This is a genomic window from Streptomyces sp. NBC_01264 (genome assembly GCF_026340675.1).
Taxonomy (GTDB): Bacteria; Actinomycetota; Actinomycetes; order Streptomycetales; family Streptomycetaceae; genus Streptomyces.
Map to the genome: position 1 here is coordinate 2,269,374 of NZ_JAPEOX010000001.1, position 16,383 is coordinate 2,285,756.

15 protein-coding genes are annotated in these 16,383 nt (G+C 71.5%); 6 read left to right on the forward strand and 9 right to left on the reverse strand.

Annotated elements, in window-relative coordinates:
• Positions 1-3: 3 nt before the first annotated feature.
• The 3 genes from alaS to OG435_RS10350 are packed head-to-tail and all read right to left on the reverse strand — an operon-like array spanning position 4 to position 3,481.
• Entirely contained in the window at positions 4-2,688 is a 2,685-nt protein-coding gene (gene alaS / locus OG435_RS10340) for an alanine--tRNA ligase (protein ID WP_266876520.1), read from the reverse strand.
• Positions 2,688-3,032: a DUF6167 family protein gene (locus OG435_RS10345; protein WP_266876521.1), complete on the reverse strand. Its 345-nt coding sequence runs from the start codon at positions 3,030-3,032 to the stop codon at positions 2,688-2,690. The genes alaS and OG435_RS10345 overlap by 1 nt, the downstream gene beginning before the upstream one ends.
• An 8-nt stretch (positions 3,033-3,040) precedes the next feature.
• Complete coding sequence (locus tag OG435_RS10350; protein ID WP_266876522.1) at positions 3,041-3,481, reverse strand: DUF948 domain-containing protein; 441 nt, start codon at positions 3,479-3,481, stop codon at positions 3,041-3,043.
• A 169-nt stretch (positions 3,482-3,650) separates the two neighbouring features.
• Between OG435_RS10350 and OG435_RS10355 the strand changes: the two genes are divergently transcribed.
• The gene (locus tag OG435_RS10355; protein WP_266876523.1) at positions 3,651-5,927 is read left to right on the forward strand and encodes an ATP-binding protein; all 2,277 of its coding nucleotides are present in this window, start codon (positions 3,651-3,653) and stop codon (positions 5,925-5,927) included.
• Positions 5,928-5,964: 37 nt separating this feature from the next.
• Here the strand turns inward: OG435_RS10355 and rpsD are convergent, their stop codons facing one another.
• Positions 5,965-6,576, reverse strand: a complete 612-nt coding sequence (gene rpsD, locus OG435_RS10360) for a 30S ribosomal protein S4 (protein ID WP_008740451.1) — start codon at positions 6,574-6,576, stop codon at positions 5,965-5,967.
• A gap of 55 nt (positions 6,577-6,631) precedes the next feature.
• Between rpsD and OG435_RS10365 the strand changes: the two genes are divergently transcribed.
• Complete coding sequence (locus OG435_RS10365; RefSeq protein WP_430625605.1) at positions 6,632-7,522, forward strand: DUF2470 domain-containing protein; 891 nt, start codon at positions 6,632-6,634, stop codon at positions 7,520-7,522.
• A 3-nt stretch (positions 7,523-7,525) separates the two neighbouring features.
• On the opposite strand, the gene OG435_RS10370 is transcribed toward OG435_RS10365, so the two are convergent.
• The 3 genes from OG435_RS10370 to OG435_RS10380 form a co-directional block, all read right to left on the reverse strand.
• Positions 7,526-8,236 carry an HNH endonuclease family protein gene (locus OG435_RS10370; RefSeq protein ID WP_266876525.1) on the reverse strand — a complete coding sequence of 237 codons (711 nt, stop codon included), beginning with the start codon at positions 8,234-8,236 and terminating at the stop codon, positions 7,526-7,528.
• Positions 8,237-8,396: 160 nt separating this feature from the next.
• A complete protein-coding gene (locus tag OG435_RS10375) occupies positions 8,397-9,752 on the reverse strand; it encodes a replication-associated recombination protein A (protein WP_254384898.1) in 1,356 nt (451 codons plus the stop codon).
• A 53-nt stretch (positions 9,753-9,805) separates the two neighbouring features.
• Positions 9,806-10,426 carry a vitamin K epoxide reductase family protein gene (locus OG435_RS10380; protein WP_266876526.1) on the reverse strand — a complete coding sequence of 207 codons (621 nt, stop codon included), beginning with the start codon at positions 10,424-10,426 and terminating at the stop codon, positions 9,806-9,808.
• Positions 10,427-10,564: 138 nt separating this feature from the next.
• Here OG435_RS10380 and OG435_RS10385 point away from each other — a divergent pair, with 138 nt between their 5' ends.
• Genes OG435_RS10385 through OG435_RS10400 form a run of 4 tightly spaced genes read left to right on the forward strand, consistent with a single transcriptional unit; the run spans position 10,565 to position 14,169 of the window.
• Positions 10,565-11,443 carry an ABC transporter ATP-binding protein gene (locus OG435_RS10385; RefSeq protein WP_266876527.1) on the forward strand — a complete coding sequence of 293 codons (879 nt, stop codon included), beginning with the start codon at positions 10,565-10,567 and terminating at the stop codon, positions 11,441-11,443.
• The gene (locus OG435_RS10390; RefSeq protein WP_266876528.1) at positions 11,440-12,303 is read left to right on the forward strand and encodes an ABC transporter permease; all 864 of its coding nucleotides are present in this window, start codon (positions 11,440-11,442) and stop codon (positions 12,301-12,303) included. Before OG435_RS10385 ends, OG435_RS10390 begins: the two co-directional genes overlap by 4 nt.
• Positions 12,261-13,499, forward strand: coding sequence for a sensor histidine kinase (locus tag OG435_RS10395; RefSeq protein WP_266876529.1), 1,239 nt, complete (start codon positions 12,261-12,263; stop codon positions 13,497-13,499). The genes OG435_RS10390 and OG435_RS10395 overlap by 43 nt, the downstream gene beginning before the upstream one ends.
• Positions 13,500-13,536: 37 nt before the next feature.
• A complete protein-coding gene (locus OG435_RS10400) occupies positions 13,537-14,169 on the forward strand; it encodes a response regulator (protein WP_266876530.1) in 633 nt (210 codons plus the stop codon).
• A 169-nt stretch (positions 14,170-14,338) separates the two neighbouring features.
• Here the strand turns inward: OG435_RS10400 and hisS are convergent, their stop codons facing one another.
• Complete coding sequence (gene hisS / locus OG435_RS10405; RefSeq protein ID WP_266876531.1) at positions 14,339-15,598, reverse strand: histidine--tRNA ligase; 1,260 nt, start codon at positions 15,596-15,598, stop codon at positions 14,339-14,341.
• A gap of 10 nt (positions 15,599-15,608) precedes the next feature.
• Complete coding sequence (locus OG435_RS10410) at positions 15,609-16,319, reverse strand: MBL fold metallo-hydrolase (protein ID WP_266876532.1); 711 nt, start codon at positions 16,317-16,319, stop codon at positions 15,609-15,611.
• Between the last annotated feature and the right edge of the window lie 64 nt (positions 16,320-16,383).

A 16,383-nucleotide genomic window follows, 5' to 3' on the forward strand; every position in this document is an offset into this window, starting at 1 on the left:
TCTTCAGGCCGTCTCTACGACGAGGCGCTCGACCGCGGCGATGGCCTCGGGGATGGCGGCCGGGTTCTGGCCACCGCCCTGGGCCACGTCCGGCTTGCCGCCACCGCCGCCACCGAGGGTCTTGGCGGCCGTACGGACCAGGTCGCCGGCCTTGAGACCGCGCTCGCGGGCGGCCTCGTTGGTGGCGATGACGGTCAGCGGGCGCTCGTTGGCCGTGGTGAACAGGGCCACGACGGCCGGGCGGTCGCCCTGCCCCGACATTTGACCGAGCCGGCCGCGGACGTCGAGGACCAGCTTGCGCAGGTCGTCGGAGCCGGTGCCGTCCGGGACGGTGCCCACGACGAGGGCGACGCCCTTGATGTCCTGGGCGCCCGCGGCGAGACCGGCGGCGGCCTGGAGGACCTTCTCCGCGCGGAACTTCTCGATCTCCTTCTCGGCGTCCTTCAGCTTGCCGAGCATGGAGGCGATCTTCTCCGGCAGTTCCTCCGGACGGCCCTTGACCAGCTCCTGGAGCTGGGCGACGACCGTGTGTTCCTTGGCGAGGAAGTTGTACGCGTCCACGCCGACGAGGGCCTCGACACGGCGCACGCCGGAACCGATGGAGGACTCGCCGAGCAGCTTCACCAGGCCGAGCTGGGCGGTGTTGCCGACGTGGGTACCGCCGCACAGCTCCTTGGAGAAGTCGCCGATGGTCACGACGCGCACGCGCTCGCCGTACTTCTCGCCGAACTCGGCGATGGCGCCCTGCTTCTTCGCCTCGTCGATGCTCATGATCTCGGCGGTGACCTCGAGCTCGCGGGAGAGCACGTCGTTGATCTTGTGCTCGACGTCGGTGAGGACCGAGCCGGGCACGGCGTTCGGCGAGCCGAAGTCGAAGCGGAAGCGGCCGGGCGAGTTCTCAGAACCGGCCTGGGCGGCGGTCGGGCCGAGCGCGTCGCGCAGGGCCTGGTGCGTCAGGTGCGTGGCCGAGTGGGCGCGGGCGATGGCCCGGCGGCGCTGGATGTCGATGGCGGCGTACGCGGAGGCGCCCACCGTCACCTCGCCGACCTGGACGGAGCCCTTGTGCACGGAGACGCCCGGGACCGGCTGCTGCACGTCGCGGACGACGATGATGGCGCCCGAGTCGAGCTTGATGCGGCCCTGGTCGGCGAGCTGGCCGCCGCCCTCGGCGTAGAAGGGGGTGCGGTCGAGGACGACCTCGACCTCGTCGCCCTCGGAGGCGGCGGGCGCGGAGACGCCGTTGACCAGGAGGCCGACGATGGTGGACTCGCCCTGGTTGGTGGCGTAGCCGGTGAACTCGGTGGCGCCGGAGCCGTCGGCGATCTCCCGGTAGGCGGACATGTCCGCGTGGCCGGTCTTCTTGGCCTTGGCGTCGGCCTTGGCGCGGTCCCGCTGCTCCTGCATCAGGCGGCGGAAGCCGGGCTCGTCCACGGCGAGGCCCTGCTCGGCGGCCATCTCCAGGGTCAGGTCGATCGGGAAGCCCCAGGTGTCGTGGAGCAGGAACGCCTTGTCGCCGGCCAGGACCGTGCCGCCGGCGGCCTTGGTCTCGGACACGGCGGTGTCGAGGATGTTCGTGCCGCCCTTGATGGCCTTGAGGAAGGCGGCCTCTTCGGCGAGCGCGACGGTCTCGATGCGCTTGCGGTCGGTCACGAGCTCCGGGTACTGCTGCCCCATCGTCTCGATGACCACGTTGACCAGGTCCTGCACGACCGGACCGGTGGCGCCCATGAGGCGCATGTTGCGGATGGCGCGGCGCATGATGCGGCGCAGCACGTAGCCGCGGCCCTCGTTGCCGGGGGTCACGCCGTCGCCGATGAGCATGGTCGAGGTGCGGATGTGGTCGGCGACCACGCGCAGCGAGACGTCCGTGCCCTTTTCGGCGCCGTACTGCACGCCGGTCAGTTCGGTGGCCTTGTCCATGACCACGCGCAGGGTGTCGGTCTCGTACATGTTCTGTACGCCCTGCAGGATCATGGCGAGGCGCTCGAGGCCGAGACCGGTGTCGATGTTCTTCGACGGCAGGTCACCGAGGATCGGGAAGTCTTCCTTCCCGTCGCCGGCGCCGCGCTCGTACTGCATGAAGACCAGGTTCCAGATCTCCACGTAGCGCTCGTCGTTGACGGCGGGGCCGCCCTCGACGCCGAACTCGGGGCCGCGGTCGTAGTTGATCTCGGAGCAGGGACCGCAGGGGCCCGGGACGCCCATGGACCAGAAGTTGTCCTTCTTGCCCAGGCGCTGGATGCGCTCCTGCGGGACGCCGACCTTGTCGCGCCAGATGGCCTCGGCCTCGTCGTCGTCGAGGTAGACCGTGATCCAGAGCTTCTCGGGCTCCAGGCCGTAGCCACCGTCCGCCACGGAGCTGGTGAGCAGCTCCCAGGCGTACTTGATGGCGCCTTCCTTGAAGTAGTCCCCGAAGGAGAAGTTGCCGCACATCTGGAAGAACGTGCCGTGGCGGGTGGTCTTGCCGACCTCTTCGATGTCCGGCGTACGGACGCACTTCTGCACGCTGGTGAGCGTGGACGCGGGCGGCTTGACCTCGCCGAGGAAGTACGGCTTGAACGGCACCATGCCCGCGGGCACCAGCAGCAGAGTCGGGTCGTCCGCGATGAGCGACGCCGAAGGGACAACGGTGTGACCGCGCTCCTCGAAGAAGCTCAGCCAGCGGCGGCGGATTTCAGCCGACTCCATCAGTGGTCCTCATTCCGGTTGTACGTAACGGTCGAACGGTTCGTGTTCTGGTCGTGCTCGATGGCCCGCAGCCGCCGCGGCCCGGGAAGGGCGGTGACGTTGGTGGGCAGTTCGGGATCCTGGTGGAGTCCCAGTGCGTCGTTCAGCTCGTCCTCGCGCTGCGACATTCCCGACTTGACGTCGAGGGCGAAGTCCTTGAGGCGGTGACCCGCTTCGATCGCCTTGTCGGCCGCCTGGGCGGCGAGGCTCTCCGGCGTCAGCTTCTTGAGCTGCCGGTTGACCTTGGTGGTGGCCCACACGCCGGCGGCCGCGCCGGCGGTGAACCAGAAGGCTCGGCGGAACATCGGAGATCTCAGCCCTTCTGCTTCCGGCGCCGGGCCGCCGGCACCGTACGGCCGACGATCACGGTCCGTCGGGAGGTCTTGCCCTGCGCGCCCTCGGGCGTCGCGCCGCCCTTGCCCAGCGCCTTGCGGACGCCGTAGCCGAAGGCCGCGACCTTGACGAGCGGGCCGCCGAAGGTGGAGGCCACGGTGGAGGACAGCGCGGAGGCGTTGGAGGTGACTTCCTGTACGTCGCTCGCGATGGCGTCGACCCGGTCGAGCTGGGTGCGGGCGGAGCGGACGGTGGTGGAGGCGTCGGCGAGCAGCGGGACGGCCTGCTCGGTCACGTCGGCCACGAGCTTGGTGGTCGCCTTGAGCACCTGGGCCAGCCTCACCAGCACCACGGCGAGGAAGGAGACCAGAATGGCCCAGAAGACGGCCACGAGGATCCCGGCCACCTCTCCACCGGACACGTTCACACCGCTCTCTACAGATTGATCACCAAGCGAAAAAGTCGTCCTCCGACCCTATCGCGCCGGAGATCCGCCGCAGTACCGGAATTCCGGGGCGCCACCCCCGCCGGGCGTCCGGAACGGACCCGCCTTGTACGCAGCGCATGCGGACCAGTACGCTCCGTGTCCCATGCGACAAAGACCCATTCCTCGAAGGACGCCGGGCAACCTTCCCTCGGACCTGAGCGGCTTTGTCGGGCGGGGTGGGGAACTTGCCGAGCTGGGGCGCCTGCTGGACGTCTCGCGGCTGGTCACGGTGACCGGCGCGGGCGGCGTGGGCAAGACCCGCCTGGTGCTGGCGGCGGCCAGGGCGGCCGCCGACGCGGCGGACGCTCCCGTCCGTCCCGCCGGGGTGGGCGGTTCCTCCGATCCGGCGCAGGAACGCTACTGCGACGGTGTGTGGCTGGCCGAGCTGGCCTCCGTACGGGATCCGGCGCTGCTGGAGCTGACGCTCGCCGAGGCGCTCGGGCTGACCGACCACACCACGCGGCCGCTCCGTACGGTCCTCGCCGAGCACCTGGCCGAGCGGCGGCTGCTGCTGGTCCTGGACGGTTTCGAGCAGCTGGTCGACGAGACCGCCGACCTGGTACGGGACCTCCTGCGCCGCTCCCCCGGCCTGCGCGTGCTCGCCGCCGGCCGGCGCCCGCTGACCCTCGACGGGGAGTTGTCCTGGCCGCTGGCCCCGCTGGGCCCGGAGGAGGCCCTGGCCCTGCTGATCGAGCGGACCTCGGCGGCCGATCCGGCCTTCACCCTGACGGAGTCCAACCGGGCGGTGCTGGCCGAGCTGTGCGCCCGCCTCGACGGCCTGCCGCTGGCGCTGGAGCTGGCGGCCGGCCGCCTGCGCACGCTGTCGCCTGCGCAGGTGCTGTCCCGGCTGGAGGACCGCTTCGCCCTGCTGACGGGCGGCTCGCGCGGGGCGCTGCCCCGGCACCGGGCGCTGCGCACGGCGATCGGCTGGAGCCACGAGCTGTGCACGTCCGGGGAGCGGCTGCTGTGGGCGCGGCTCTCGGTGTTCGCCGGGCAGTTCGACCTGGACGCCGCCGAGTACGTGTGCGCGGGGCCCGACCTGCCGGTGGATTCGGTGCTGGACCTGATCGGGGAGCTGCTGGGGCAGTCCCTGCTGGTCCGGGAGGACACGGCGGCCGGGGTCCGCTACCGGATGCTGGAGAGCGTACGGATCTACGGGGCGGGCTGGCTGGAGTCGCTGGGCGACGCCCGGCGGCTGCGGCGCCGGCACCGGGACTGGTACATGGGCCTGGCGACCTGGTGCGAGCTGGACTGGTTCAGCCCGCGCCAGGAGGAGGTGGCCGCGCTGGTGGAGGCGGAGCTGCCGAACCTGCGGCTCGCCCTGGAGTGCTGCCTGGACGAGCCGGAGGAGATCCACCTGGGCCAGTACCTGGCGGGCACCCTCTGGTTCTACTGGGCGGGCTGCGGCCGGCTCACCGAGGGGCGGCACTGGCTGGACCGGACCCTGGAGGGGGATCTCGGGCTGGCCGGGGCGGAGTACGAGAGCTCCCGGCTGAAGGCGCTGTGGGTGCTCGGGTACGTCGCGGCCCTGCAGGGCGACTCGGTGGCCTCGATGAGCGCGCTGTACGAGTGCCGGGACGGGGCCGCGCGGAGCGAGAACCCAGTGGCGGGGGCGTACGCCGTGCACCGGATGGGCTGCCTCGCACTGGTCTCGGACGACATGGGACGGGCCGGGGAGCTGCTGGGCTCGGCGCTGGAGCGCTACCGGGAGGCCGGGGAGCTCAACAGCAACGTGCTGATGTGCCAGGTGGAGCTGGCGATGACGCTGGCCTTCCAGGGGGAGCTCGCGGGCGCGCTCTCCCTGTGCCGGGAGGTCCGGGACATCTGCGAGGAGCGCGGGGAGCGCTGGACCAAGGCGTACGCCCTGTACGTCCTGGCGTACGCGGCGCTGGACGCCGGGGGCACGGCCGAGGCGCGGCGGCTGCTGACCGAGTGCGTGGCCATCAACCACGCGTTCCGCGATCTGGTGGGGCTGGTGCTGGCGGTGGAACTGCTGGCGCTGGTCACGGTGGCCGAGGGGCATCCGGCGGAGGCCGCGGTCCTGCAGGGCGCGGCGGAGCCCCTGTGGGACGGGGTCGGGATGCGGCTGTTCGGCTCGGGGTACTTCAACGCCCCGCGGCTGATGTGCCAGGAGCGTGCGGGCGAGCTGCTGGGCGCCGAGCGGTACGCCTCCTGCGCCCGGCACGGCCGGACCCTGCCGCTGGACGCCCTCGTGGAGCGGGCCCTGCGCGGACCGGAGCCGGCGCCCGTGGCGGCGGGTCCGCTGCCGAGGCCGCGCGGGGTCGCGGAGCGGGCCGAGCGGACCGAGCGACCGCTGGCGCACCCGGGGGCGAAAAGCAGGAAACCCGCCGGCTCCCCCGAAGGGGAACCGGCGGGCTGAACCAGCCTGTGAGGCTACGTCCGCTGGTGTTGCTCGATCAGCGGGCGTAGTACTCGACGACGAGCTGCTCGTCGCAGATGACCGGGATTTCCTTGCGGTTCGGGTCGCGGTCCAGGCGGAAGGCCAGGGCCTTCAGGTTGACCTGCAGGTAACGCGGGGTTTCGCCCTCGCCTGCGTAGCCACCCTCACGGGCAACCTGGAACGGAACCTTCTCGCGGCTGCGCTCGCGCACCGTGATGACGTCGTCCGGACGGACGCGGAACGACGGCTTGTCGACCTTGTCGCCGTTGACCTCGATGTGGCCGTGAACGACCATCTGGCGAGCCTGGTAGATGGTGCGGGCGATGCCCGAACGCAGGACCAGGGCGTCGAGGCGACGCTCGAGCTCGACGACCAGCGCCTCGCCCGTCTTGCCTTCGGCCTTCTTGGCGCGGTCGTACGCGCGGGCCATCTGACGCTCAGAGATGTCGTACTGAGCGCGCAGACGCTGCTTCTCCAGCAGACGAACCTTGTAGTCCGAGTTCTGCTTGCGGCCACGGCCGTGCTCGCCCGGCGGGTAGGGGCGGGCCTCGAAGTACTTGACGGCCTTCGGGGTCAGCGCAATGCCGAGGGCACGCGACTTCTTGACCTTGGGTCGCTTCTGGTTCACGTGGAACCTACCTCCATGTAAGTTAGGTGAGGCTTACCTTAGCGAGGAGGACGTAATGTCTCGACCACATGGGATCCCCCTGCCCAGTGCGCACCGAAGTTCAGATCCAAACGAAACAGGATCTGCTTTCGGCGACGATAGGCAAGGTCAGCCGCGTCCCAGGGAAGGCGTTCGGCAGCTCACCGGAGCCGAACGCGTACGAACCCTCGTAGAGTCCAACGCCTCAGTATCCCTCACGCTCCCGGGTGCTTATGACCGGGAGGAGCTCGGGACAGGGATGCCGGCCGCAAGGACCGTCACCCCGGACGGGGACGTGATTCTCCTGGTGTCAGGGGAATCCGCGGCTGCCAGAGCAGCCGCTCACGCCCAGGACGACGACCTCACCGCCGTGATCGAGATCACGGATGTGGCGCCGGTGTCCGTGCCCCATCGTATCCGAGGCCGCGCCTGGCTCGCCGGGTGGCTCACGCCGGTGCGCGGAGCCGCTGAACGGGCGGCCTGCGCGGCGCTGCTGGCCGAGCGGCACCCGGTCGGCGAGCTCCTCGGACTGTCCGAGTCGCTCGACGCCCAGCCCGGCGGCCGGCCCGCGTGGATGCTGCTGCGCCTGGAGGTCGGCGAGATCTCAGTGGACGACCTGTGGGGCGCCGAGCACGTGGACCCGGACCTGCTGGCCGGGGCCGAGCCCGACCCGATGGTCGCCCACGAGACGGAGCTCCTCCAGCACCTGGCCTCCTCGCACGGCGACCGGATGGGTGACCTGTGCGGCCTGTTGGGCACCCGGGAGGCGGCGGACCTGACGGCGGTCCCCCTCGCGCTGGACCGGCTGGGCCTGCGGGTGCGCTTCATCCGCGGCGCCACCGCCTTCGACGCCCGGTTCGACTTCCCGGAGCCGGTGACCGACGTCTGCGGCCTGCGCCGGGCGATGAGCACGCTGTTCTCCGGCTGAAGCCTAGGCCGGACAGGTACCGAGCATCTCTTGCAGCGCCTGCTTCTCCGGCGGGGTCACGGAGAGCGCGTACTTCGCCTTGATCCCGGTGTACCGGCGCGCGTACTCGCACCAGTAGCCCTTCTGGGGCGGCTTCCACTTGTCCGCGGTCTTGCTGCTCTTGTCGTAGTTCGTCTGCTTGTCCACGGCGAGCAGCACGTCCAGGTCGTTGGCGTACTCCAGGCGCCGCTGCGGGGTCCAGGCGTACGCGCCCCCGCGCCAGGCGGCGCCGAGGGCGACGACGTGGTCGGTCTGGATCTGCGAGGCGCGGCGGTAGGTGTAGGGGAGCTCCTTGCCCGTGTACGGGTCCTTCAGCACTCCGGACAGCACGACGCAGGGGTTCCTGTCGCCCTCGCGGAGCTCCCGCAGGTCCCTGCGCAGGACGTCGTCGCGGGTGTCGCACCCGTTGCGGCCGCCGATGGCGTCGGTCTCGTCGGACCAGTACCTGCCGAAGTTCTCGCGCTTGTACGTTTCCCAGTTCTTGCCCCACTCGACCTTGAGCTTGCTCAGCTGGGTCTTGGCGGTCGCCGCGGTGGGCGGGAACCCGGGGCTCGCGAGGGGGACCTGGGCGAGGAGCGCGGCGGCGCTGGCGTGAGCGGTCTCGCCGTCCCCGTGATGACACCCGCCGAGCAGCAGCGCGGCTGCGACGGCAATGAGCGGAGCGGGACGTCCCATGCGACGGAGCCTAGGCCCGGCCTCCCCGCCCCGCGAGGCCGACACGACGCCGCTGGGCGGGGCCCGCCGACGTTTGAGGCGCCGCCGGAGACGAATCCAGCCCCTCCGGCGTTTGAGGAGCGGGGGTCCGCGGGCTGGTCCCCGGGAACGGCGCCGCAGGTTACGACCCGGCGCCCCGGAGCCGCTCGCGGACCTTCTCCACCACGTCCGCGTAGCGGGCTTCGGCCCCGTACCGGGTCGGTTCGTAGTACCGCTTGCCGTGCACCGCATCCGGCGCGTACTGCTGCGCGGCAATCGCACCGGGCACGTCGTGCGGGTACACGTACCCCACGGCGTGCCCCAGCTTCGCCGCCCCCTTGTAGTGCCCGTCACGCAAGTGCGCCGGCACGGACCCCGCCAGCCCCGCCCGGACATCGGCCAGCGCCGCGCCGATCGCCGTCGTCGCGGTGTTCGACTTGGGGGCCAGCGCCAGCGCGATCGTCACGTGCGACAGCGTCAGCGAGGCCTCCGGGAAGCCGATCATCGCCACCGCCTGGGCGGCCGCCACCGCGAGCGGCAGGGCCGTCGGGTCGGCCAGCCCGATGTCCTCGCTCGCCGAGATCATCAGCCGGCGCGCGATGAACCGGGGGTCCTCCCCCGCTTCGATCATGCGGGCCAGATAGTGCAGCGCCGCGTCCACGTCCGAGCCCCGGATCGACTTGATCAGCGCACTCGCCACGTCGTAGTGCTGGTCGCCGTCCCGGTCGTACTTCACCGCGGCCCGGTCGACGGCCTCCTCCACCGTCTGGAGGCTGATCTCCGGCTCGCCCTTGGCGATCGCCGAGCCCGCGCCCGCCTCCAGGGCCGTCAGCGCGCGCCGCGCGTCGCCGCCGGCGATCCGCAGCAGGTGCGCCTCCGCGTCCGGCGGCAGGGTGACCGCGCCGCCCAGGCCGCGCTCCTCCGTCAGCGCCCGGTGCATCAGGGCGCTCAGGTCCTCGTCCGTCAGCGGTTCCAGCGTCAGCAGCAGCGACCGCGACAGCAGCGGGGAGATGATCGAGAAGTACGGGTTCTCCGTGGTTGCGGCGATCAGCGTGACCCAGCGGTTCTCCACGGCGGGCAGCAGCGAGTCCTGCTGCGCCTTGCTGAAGCGGTGGATCTCGTCGAGGAAGAGGACGGTGTCCTTGCCGTATCCGCCGGCCGCCCGCTTGGCGCCCTCGATGACGGCCCGTACTTCCTTCACGCCGGCGGTGATCGCGGACAGCTCGACGAACCGCTTCTTCGTCGCCTGGCTCACCACGTACGCGAGGGTGGTCTTCCCGATGCCGGGCGGGCCCCAGAGGATCACCGAGGAGGCACCGGCGGGACCGCCCGCCCCGTCACCGACGAGCCGCCGCAGCGGGGAGCCGGGCTTCAGCAAGTGCTGCTGACCGACGACCTCGTCCAGGGTGCGCGGGCGCATCCGGACGGCGAGCGGAGAACTGGAGGGGTCCTTCGCCTGGCGGTCTTCGGCGGCTGCGGTGAAGAGGTCTGGTTCCACACCGGAAGCCTATGCGAGGCCACCGACACTCCCGCCCGCCCGGCCTCCCGGGGTCAGGAGGTCCAGAAGTCCCACCAGCGCGTCAGGATCAGCATGCCGATGATCCCGATGTGCAGGACGGGCAGCACCCAGGTGAACTCGTCGAAGAAGGCGCGCAGCCAGCCGGGGGCCGGCAGCAGCCGGTGGCGGACGTTGTGCGCGGTGACGTACCAGAACATGACGATGGTGGCGACCCAGGCCAGGCAGCACCACAGGCACAGGGAGTTGATGTTGTACAGCGACTGGTACATCAGCCAGGTGCAGAAGCCGATGCCGAAGAGCATCCCGGCGTTCAGGGTGAGCCAGTACCAGCGCGGGAAGCGCGCCCGTGCCAGCAGGCTCATGCCGACGCAGACGACGATGCCGTAGGCGACGAGCCCCAGCATCGGGTTCGGGAAGCCGAACACGGCCGCCTGGTCGCTCTTCATGATGTTGCCGCAGGAGACGATCGGGTTGAGGCTGCAGCCCGGGACGAAGTCCGGGTCCTCCAGCAGCTTGAACTTGTCGATCGTGATGACCCACGCGGCGAGCAGCCCCGCGGCCCCCGTGATCACCAGCAGCAGGGCGAGCGCCCGGCTGCCGCCGACGGCCGTCCGCGTCCCGGCGGTGTCCGTATCGGTCCCTCGTGTCGTCATCCGGCCCGCTCCACATCTGCAAGGTCAACAAGCACCGGCCATTGTGCCGTACCCGACCGTGCTGTCCACCGATCGACGGACAGCGGGAGGTACGCACGGGGGGACCGGTGGCAGGGCTTCCGCCCCACCATAAGAGCCATGACACAGAACGCGGTGGAAGTACGGGGGCTCCGCAAGCAGTACGGCGAAGTCACCGCGGTGGACGGACTGGACCTGACGATCCGGCGGGGCGAGGTCTTCGGCCTGCTGGGGCCCAACGGCGCCGGCAAGAGCACCACGGTGGAAATACTCCAGGGGCACCGGGAGCGGGACGGCGGCGAGGTGCTCGTCCTCGGCGCGGACCCCGCGACGGCCGGCCGGGCCTGGCGCTCGCGCGTCGGCATCGTCTGGCAGGACGAGTCGGCGCCCGCCGAACTGACGGTCCGGGAGACGGTCGAGCATTTCGCCCGCTACTACCCGGCCCCGCGCGATCCCGCCGAGGTGATCGCCCTGGTCGGCCTTCAGGACAAGCGCGGCCACCGGATCAAGAGCCTCTCCGGCGGGCAGCGGCGCCGCCTCGACGTGGCGCTCGGGGTGATCGGCGACCCCGAACTGCTGCTCCTGGACGAGCCCACGACCGGCTTCGACCCGGTGGCCCGGCGGCAGTTCTGGGACCTGATCCGGCTGCTGTCCGAATCGGGCACCACCATCGTGCTCACCACCCACTACCTGGAGGAGGCCGAGGCCCTCGCCGACCGGCTCGCGGTCATCGCCGGCGGCAAGGTCGTGGCCGAGGGCGAGCCGGCCGCGCTGCGCGCCCGCCTCGGAACGGGCGCCACCGTCGAGTGGACCGACCGGGACGGCAGCCCGCGCAGCGCCTCCACCGAGACGCCCACCCGTACGGTCGCCGAACTGGCGGCCCGCTTCGACGGGGAGGTCCCGGACCTGAGGATCACCCGTCCCACCCTGGAGGACGTGTACCTGCGCCTCACGGGCCGGCTCGACCCGGACACGACGCGGCAGGAGGAGTCCCGATGAGCACGGAAATCGGTACGGGCAAGGGCGCGGGCACGCGTACGGGCACGGGCGGGGCCGGGGCGCTGCCCGGCGCCTGGTCCCTCGGTCTGAGCCGCGGGGCGCTGGAGATCAGGCAGTTCGCCCGCCAGCGCGACGCGGTGATCTTCACCTTCGCCTTCCCCATCGTCTTCCTCGCGCTCTTCGCCTCGATCTTCAGCGAGGGCATGGAGGGCACCGGGGTCACCGCCTCCCAGATGTACGCGGCCGGCATGGTCGCCGCCGGCATCATGTCCACCAGCTTCCAGTCCCTCGGCATCTCCATCGCCGTCGAACGCGACGAGAAGGTGCTGCGCCGGCTGCGCGGGACCCCGATGCCGCCGGCGGCGTACTTCCTCGGCAAGGTGTGGATGGTGCTGGCCACCGGTCTCGCCGAGACCGCGATCCTGCTGCTGGTCGGCTCCACCCTCTTCGACCTCGATCTGCCGACGTCCGCCTCGAAATGGCTGACCTTCGCCTGGATCTTCGTCCTGGGCCTGGCCGGCTGCGCCCTGCTCGGCATCGCCATCAGCAGCCTGCCCAAGTCCGGCAAGAGCGCCAGCTCGGTCGTGGTCCTGCCGTTCCTGATCCTGCAGTTCGTCTCGGGCGTGTTCATCCCGGTCCACCAGATCCCGGACTGGCTGCTGAACATCGGTGCGCTGTTCCCGCTCAAGTGGATGTGCCAGGGGCTGCGCGGGGTGTTCCTGCCGGAGTCGGCGGCCGTTCTCGAACAGGCCGGCGGCTGGGAGTATGGGCGGGTCGCCCTGGTTCTGGGCGCCTGGGTGCTCGGGGGGCTGGTGCTGTGCCTGCTGACCTTCAAGTGGAAGAGCCGGCGCGACGGCTGACCGCCTTCGCCACGGCGGCCGGAGCGCGCGAGTCCCACGTCTGGGACCGCGCGTTCGGGCCGTGGATCCTCTACTTCGCGCTCGTGTGGGTCGCGACCGCGGTCTTCGTGCTCGGCGCGGACTTCCCCGCACTGCCGTACCGGGTCCTCGCCGTGGGCCTGCTCGCCCTCCTCGTCCCCTGGTTCTTCCGCGCCGGACGCCCCCTGCTGGTGCGGGAGCCCGGCGCCGAACCGCGCTCGTCCGCCCGCTACCTGGGTGTGGCGCTGGCCCTCTTCCTGCCCGCCGCCTCCCTAGTCGGCGAGACCCGGCTGATCACCTTCGCCCTCGCCCCGCAGTGCTTCATGCTGCTGCCCCTGCGGCGCGCGATCGGCGCGGTGGGCCTGGTGTCGCTGCTGCCGGTGGCCGGCTGGGCGCTGGTGTGGCGGCCGGAGGGGACGCACCTCTTCGTGAGCGCGATCAGCGCGCTCGCCACCTTCGCCTTCTCCGCTTTCTTCGGTGCCTGGACCGTCCGGATCATCGAGCAGAGCGAGGACCGGGCCTCCCTCATCGCGGAGCTCGACGCCAGCCGGGAGGAGGTGGCCCGGCTCTCCGCCGAACGCGGCGCCCACGCGGAAAGGGAACGCATGTCCCGCGAGATCCACGACACCCTCGCCCAGGGCTTCACCAGTCTGCTGATGCTCGTACAAGCCGTGCAGTCGGAGCTGGACACCGATCCGGAGCGAGCCCGCCACCACTTGGAGCTGATGGAGGCCACCGCCCGGCAGAACCTGGCCGAGGCCCGCGCCCTGGTGGCGGGCGGCGCGCCCGCGGACCTCGACGGCGGTTCGCTGCCCGACGCGGTACGGCGGCTCGCGGCCCGGCAGGATCCGCCGGCGGAGGTCTCGGTGACCGGGGAGGTCCGGCCGCTGGCCGCGGCCTTGGAGGTGGTGGCCCTGCGGTCCTGCCAGGAGTCCTTGTCGAACGCGGCCAAGCACGCCGGACCTCGGGCCCGTTGCGCGGTGTCCCTCGCCTACGGCGCCGCCGAGCTGACCCTCACGGTCCGGGACACCGGCCGGGGCTTCGACCCGGCGGCCCCCGCACCGGGCTACGGCCTGCGGGGCCTGCTCGCCCGCGCGGCCGAGGAGGGCGGCACGGCGGCGGTCGACAGCGCCGCCTCGGCCGGCACCACCGTCACCGTCACCCTCCCGATCCGCTGAGCCGCTGAAGCGCTGAACCGCTGAGGAGCCGTACGAGATGATCCGCATCCTGCTGGCCGACGACCACCCGGTGGTACGGGAGGGGCTGCGCGGCATGCTCGCCGCCGAACCGGACCTGGAGGTCGTCGCGGAGGCCTCGAACGGCCCGCAGGCCGAGGCACTGGCCGCGCGGCTGGTCCCCGGGGGCGGCCTGGACCTGATCCTGATGGACCTGCGGATGCCGGGCGGCGACGGGGTCGAATCCATCGCCCGCATCACGGCGGCCCGGCTGCCCGTACGGGTGGTGGTGCTGACCACGTACGAGGAGGACCGGGACATCCTGCGGGCCGTGGAGGCGGGGGCAGCGGGCTACCTGCTGAAGGACATGGCCCGGGCCGACCTGGCGGCCGCGATCCGGGCGGCCGTGCGCGGCGAGACGGTGCTCGCGCCGACGGTGGCGGGCCGGCTGGTCGACCGGCTCCGCACCCGTCCGTCGCTGCCGCGGCTCTCGGAACGCGAGGTGGCGGTGCTCCGCCTGGTGGCGGAGGGCGCGACCAACGCCGACATCGGCCGCCGCCTGTTCGTGGCGGAGTCCACGGTCAAGACGCACATGCTGCGCATCTTCGGAAAACTGGAGGTCACGGACCGCACCGCGGCGGTGACGACGGCCATGCGGCACGGGCTGCTCTGACCGCGTCCGCTGCGCGGAGCCTGTCCGCCGGACAAATTCAGCCGGCGCGGCGTTTGAGCGCACCGGGCGCGCAGCGCCCGGGATCGGGGTCCGGGGCGGAGCCCCCGGGAAACGGCGAAAGGGCGGGGCGGGGAGACCCCCCCCACCCCGCCCCACCGGCGGGTGACCGTCAGGCCAGGCGGGCCTGGACCGTGGCGACCACGTCGGCCAGTGCCACCGGCGTCTGCTCGCCGGACTGCATGTCCTTCAGCTGAACCACGCCCTCCTCGAGGTCACGGTCCCCCGCGACCACCGCGAAGCGGGCCCCGCTCCGGTTCGCGTCCTTCATCGCACCCTTGAGGCCCTTGCCCCCGTAAGAGATGTCCGCGGCCACCCCGGCCCGCCGCAGCTCGGTCACCAGACCGAACAGCACCGGCTTCGCCGCGCCCAGGGCGATCGCGAAGACGGAGGTCGCGGACGGGATGTCCAGTTCGACGCCCTCCGCTTCGAGCGCCAGCACCGTACGGTCGACGCCCAGCGCCCAGCCCACGGAGGGCAGCGCCGGTCCGCCGATCATCTCGGACAGGCCGTCGTAGCGGCCGCCGCCGCCCACCGCCGACTGCGAGCCGAGACCGTCGTGGACGAACTCGAAGGTGGTGCGGGTGTAGTAGTCCAGGCCGCGCACGAGCTTCTCGTCGTCCTCGAAGGCGACGCCGGCCGCCGTCACCAGCGCCCGCACCTCCTCGTGGTACGCCTTGCAGCCGTCGCAGAGGTAGTCGCGCAGCATCGGGGCTCCGACGAGCTGCTTCTGCACGTCGGCCCGCTTGTCGTCGAGCACGCGCAGCGGGTTGATCTCGGCCCGGCGCACGGTCTCCGCGTCCAGGTCGAGCCCCCGCAGGAAGGCCTGGAGGGCCTCCCGGTACACCGGGCGGCACTCCTTGTCGCCCAGCGAGTTCAGCAGGATGCGGAAGTTGCGCAGGCCCAGCGAGCGGTACGCCTGGTCGGCCAGGATGATCAGCTCGGCGTCCAGGGCCGGGTCCTCGGCGCCGATGGCCTCGGCGCCGACCTGGGAGAAGTGGCGGTAGCGGCCCGCCTGCGCGCGCTCGTAGCGGTAGTACGAGCCGGAGTACCAGAGCTTGACGGGCAGGCCGCCGAGCTTGTGCAGGTTGCCCTGCAGGGCGGCGCGGAGCACGGAGGCGGTGCCCTCGGGGCGCAGCGCGAGCTGGTCGCCGCCCTTCGTGGTGAGGGTGTACATCTCCTTGCTGACGATGTCGGTGGACTCGCCGACACCGCGCGAGAACAGCTCGACGTTCTCGAAGCCGGGGGTCTCGACGTACCCGTAGCCGGAGTTCTTCAGGGGCGCGGAGATCGCCTCGCGCACCGCCAGGAAGGTGGCCGAGCGGGGCGGCAGCAGGTCGTACGTGCCCTTGGGGGCCTGAAAAGTACTCACGAAACTCTCGTCACATTCCTCGTCGTGGAGACGTGAAACCGTCTCCCAGGCCGGCGGCCACCTGCCGCAGGTACGGGTTGGTGGCTCGCTCACGGCCAATGGTCGTGTGCTCGTTGTGTCCGGGCAGCACCACGGTCGAATCGTCGAGCGGCAGGCACACGCGGGCCAGCGATTCGAGCATGTCGGCGTGGCTGCCGCCGGGGAAGTCGGTACGGCCGATGGAGCCGGCGAAGAGCAGGTCACCCGAGAACAGCAGCGGCGGGATGTCGGCCGCGGCGGGAGTCCCGAAGGTCACCGACCCCCTGGTATGGCCGGGGGCGTGCGACACGGTGAGCTCCATGCCGGCCAGGGCGAGCTTCGCGCCGTGGTTAAGCTCCTTGACGTCGGAGGGCTCCCCCACCGTGAGCTCGCCCATCAGCTGGGCGCCGAGGGCGCGGCCGAGGGCCTTCTCCGGGTCGCTCATCATGAAGCGGTCCTCGGGGTGGATCCAGGCCGGTACGTCGTGTGCTCCGCACACAGGGACCACCGAGGCCACATGATCGATGTGGCCATGGGTGAGGACGACCGCGACGGGCTTGAGCCGATGCTTCTTCAACGTCTCTTCGACACCCTGGGTGGCCTGGTGGCCCGGGTCGATGATGACGCACTCCTCACCGGCGGCGGGGGCGACCACGTAACAGTTGGTCCCCCAGGCCCCGGCGGGGAATCCGGCAATCAGCACGTTCGTCCTCAATCGTCGTCCGGCGGGAGGCTTGCAGATCGGAATGCTGCTGCTCAGAGCCTAC

Bases quoted from the DNA above. Each gene is read 5' to 3' on its own strand.
- OG435_RS10380 (WP_266876526.1), bottom strand. From the start codon at position 10,426: ATGACGACACGAGGGACCGATACGGACACCGCCGGGACGCGGACGGCC.
- alaS (WP_266876520.1), bottom strand. From the start codon at position 2,688: ATGGAGTCGGCTGAAATCCGCCGCCGCTGGCTGAGCTTCTTCGAGGAG.
- OG435_RS10365 (WP_430625605.1), top strand. From the start codon at position 6,632: ATGTCTCGACCACATGGGATCCCCCTGCCCAGTGCGCACCGAAGTTCA.
- OG435_RS10385 (WP_266876527.1), top strand. From the start codon at position 10,565: ATGACACAGAACGCGGTGGAAGTACGGGGGCTCCGCAAGCAGTACGGC.
- OG435_RS10345 (WP_266876521.1), bottom strand. From the start codon at position 3,032: ATGTTCCGCCGAGCCTTCTGGTTCACCGCCGGCGCGGCCGCCGGCGTG.
- OG435_RS10390 (WP_266876528.1), top strand. From the start codon at position 11,440: ATGAGCACGGAAATCGGTACGGGCAAGGGCGCGGGCACGCGTACGGGC.
- OG435_RS10370 (WP_266876525.1), bottom strand. From the start codon at position 8,236: ATGGGACGTCCCGCTCCGCTCATTGCCGTCGCAGCCGCGCTGCTGCTC.
- OG435_RS10400 (WP_266876530.1), top strand. From the start codon at position 13,537: ATGATCCGCATCCTGCTGGCCGACGACCACCCGGTGGTACGGGAGGGG.
- OG435_RS10355 (WP_266876523.1), top strand. From the start codon at position 3,651: ATGCGACAAAGACCCATTCCTCGAAGGACGCCGGGCAACCTTCCCTCG.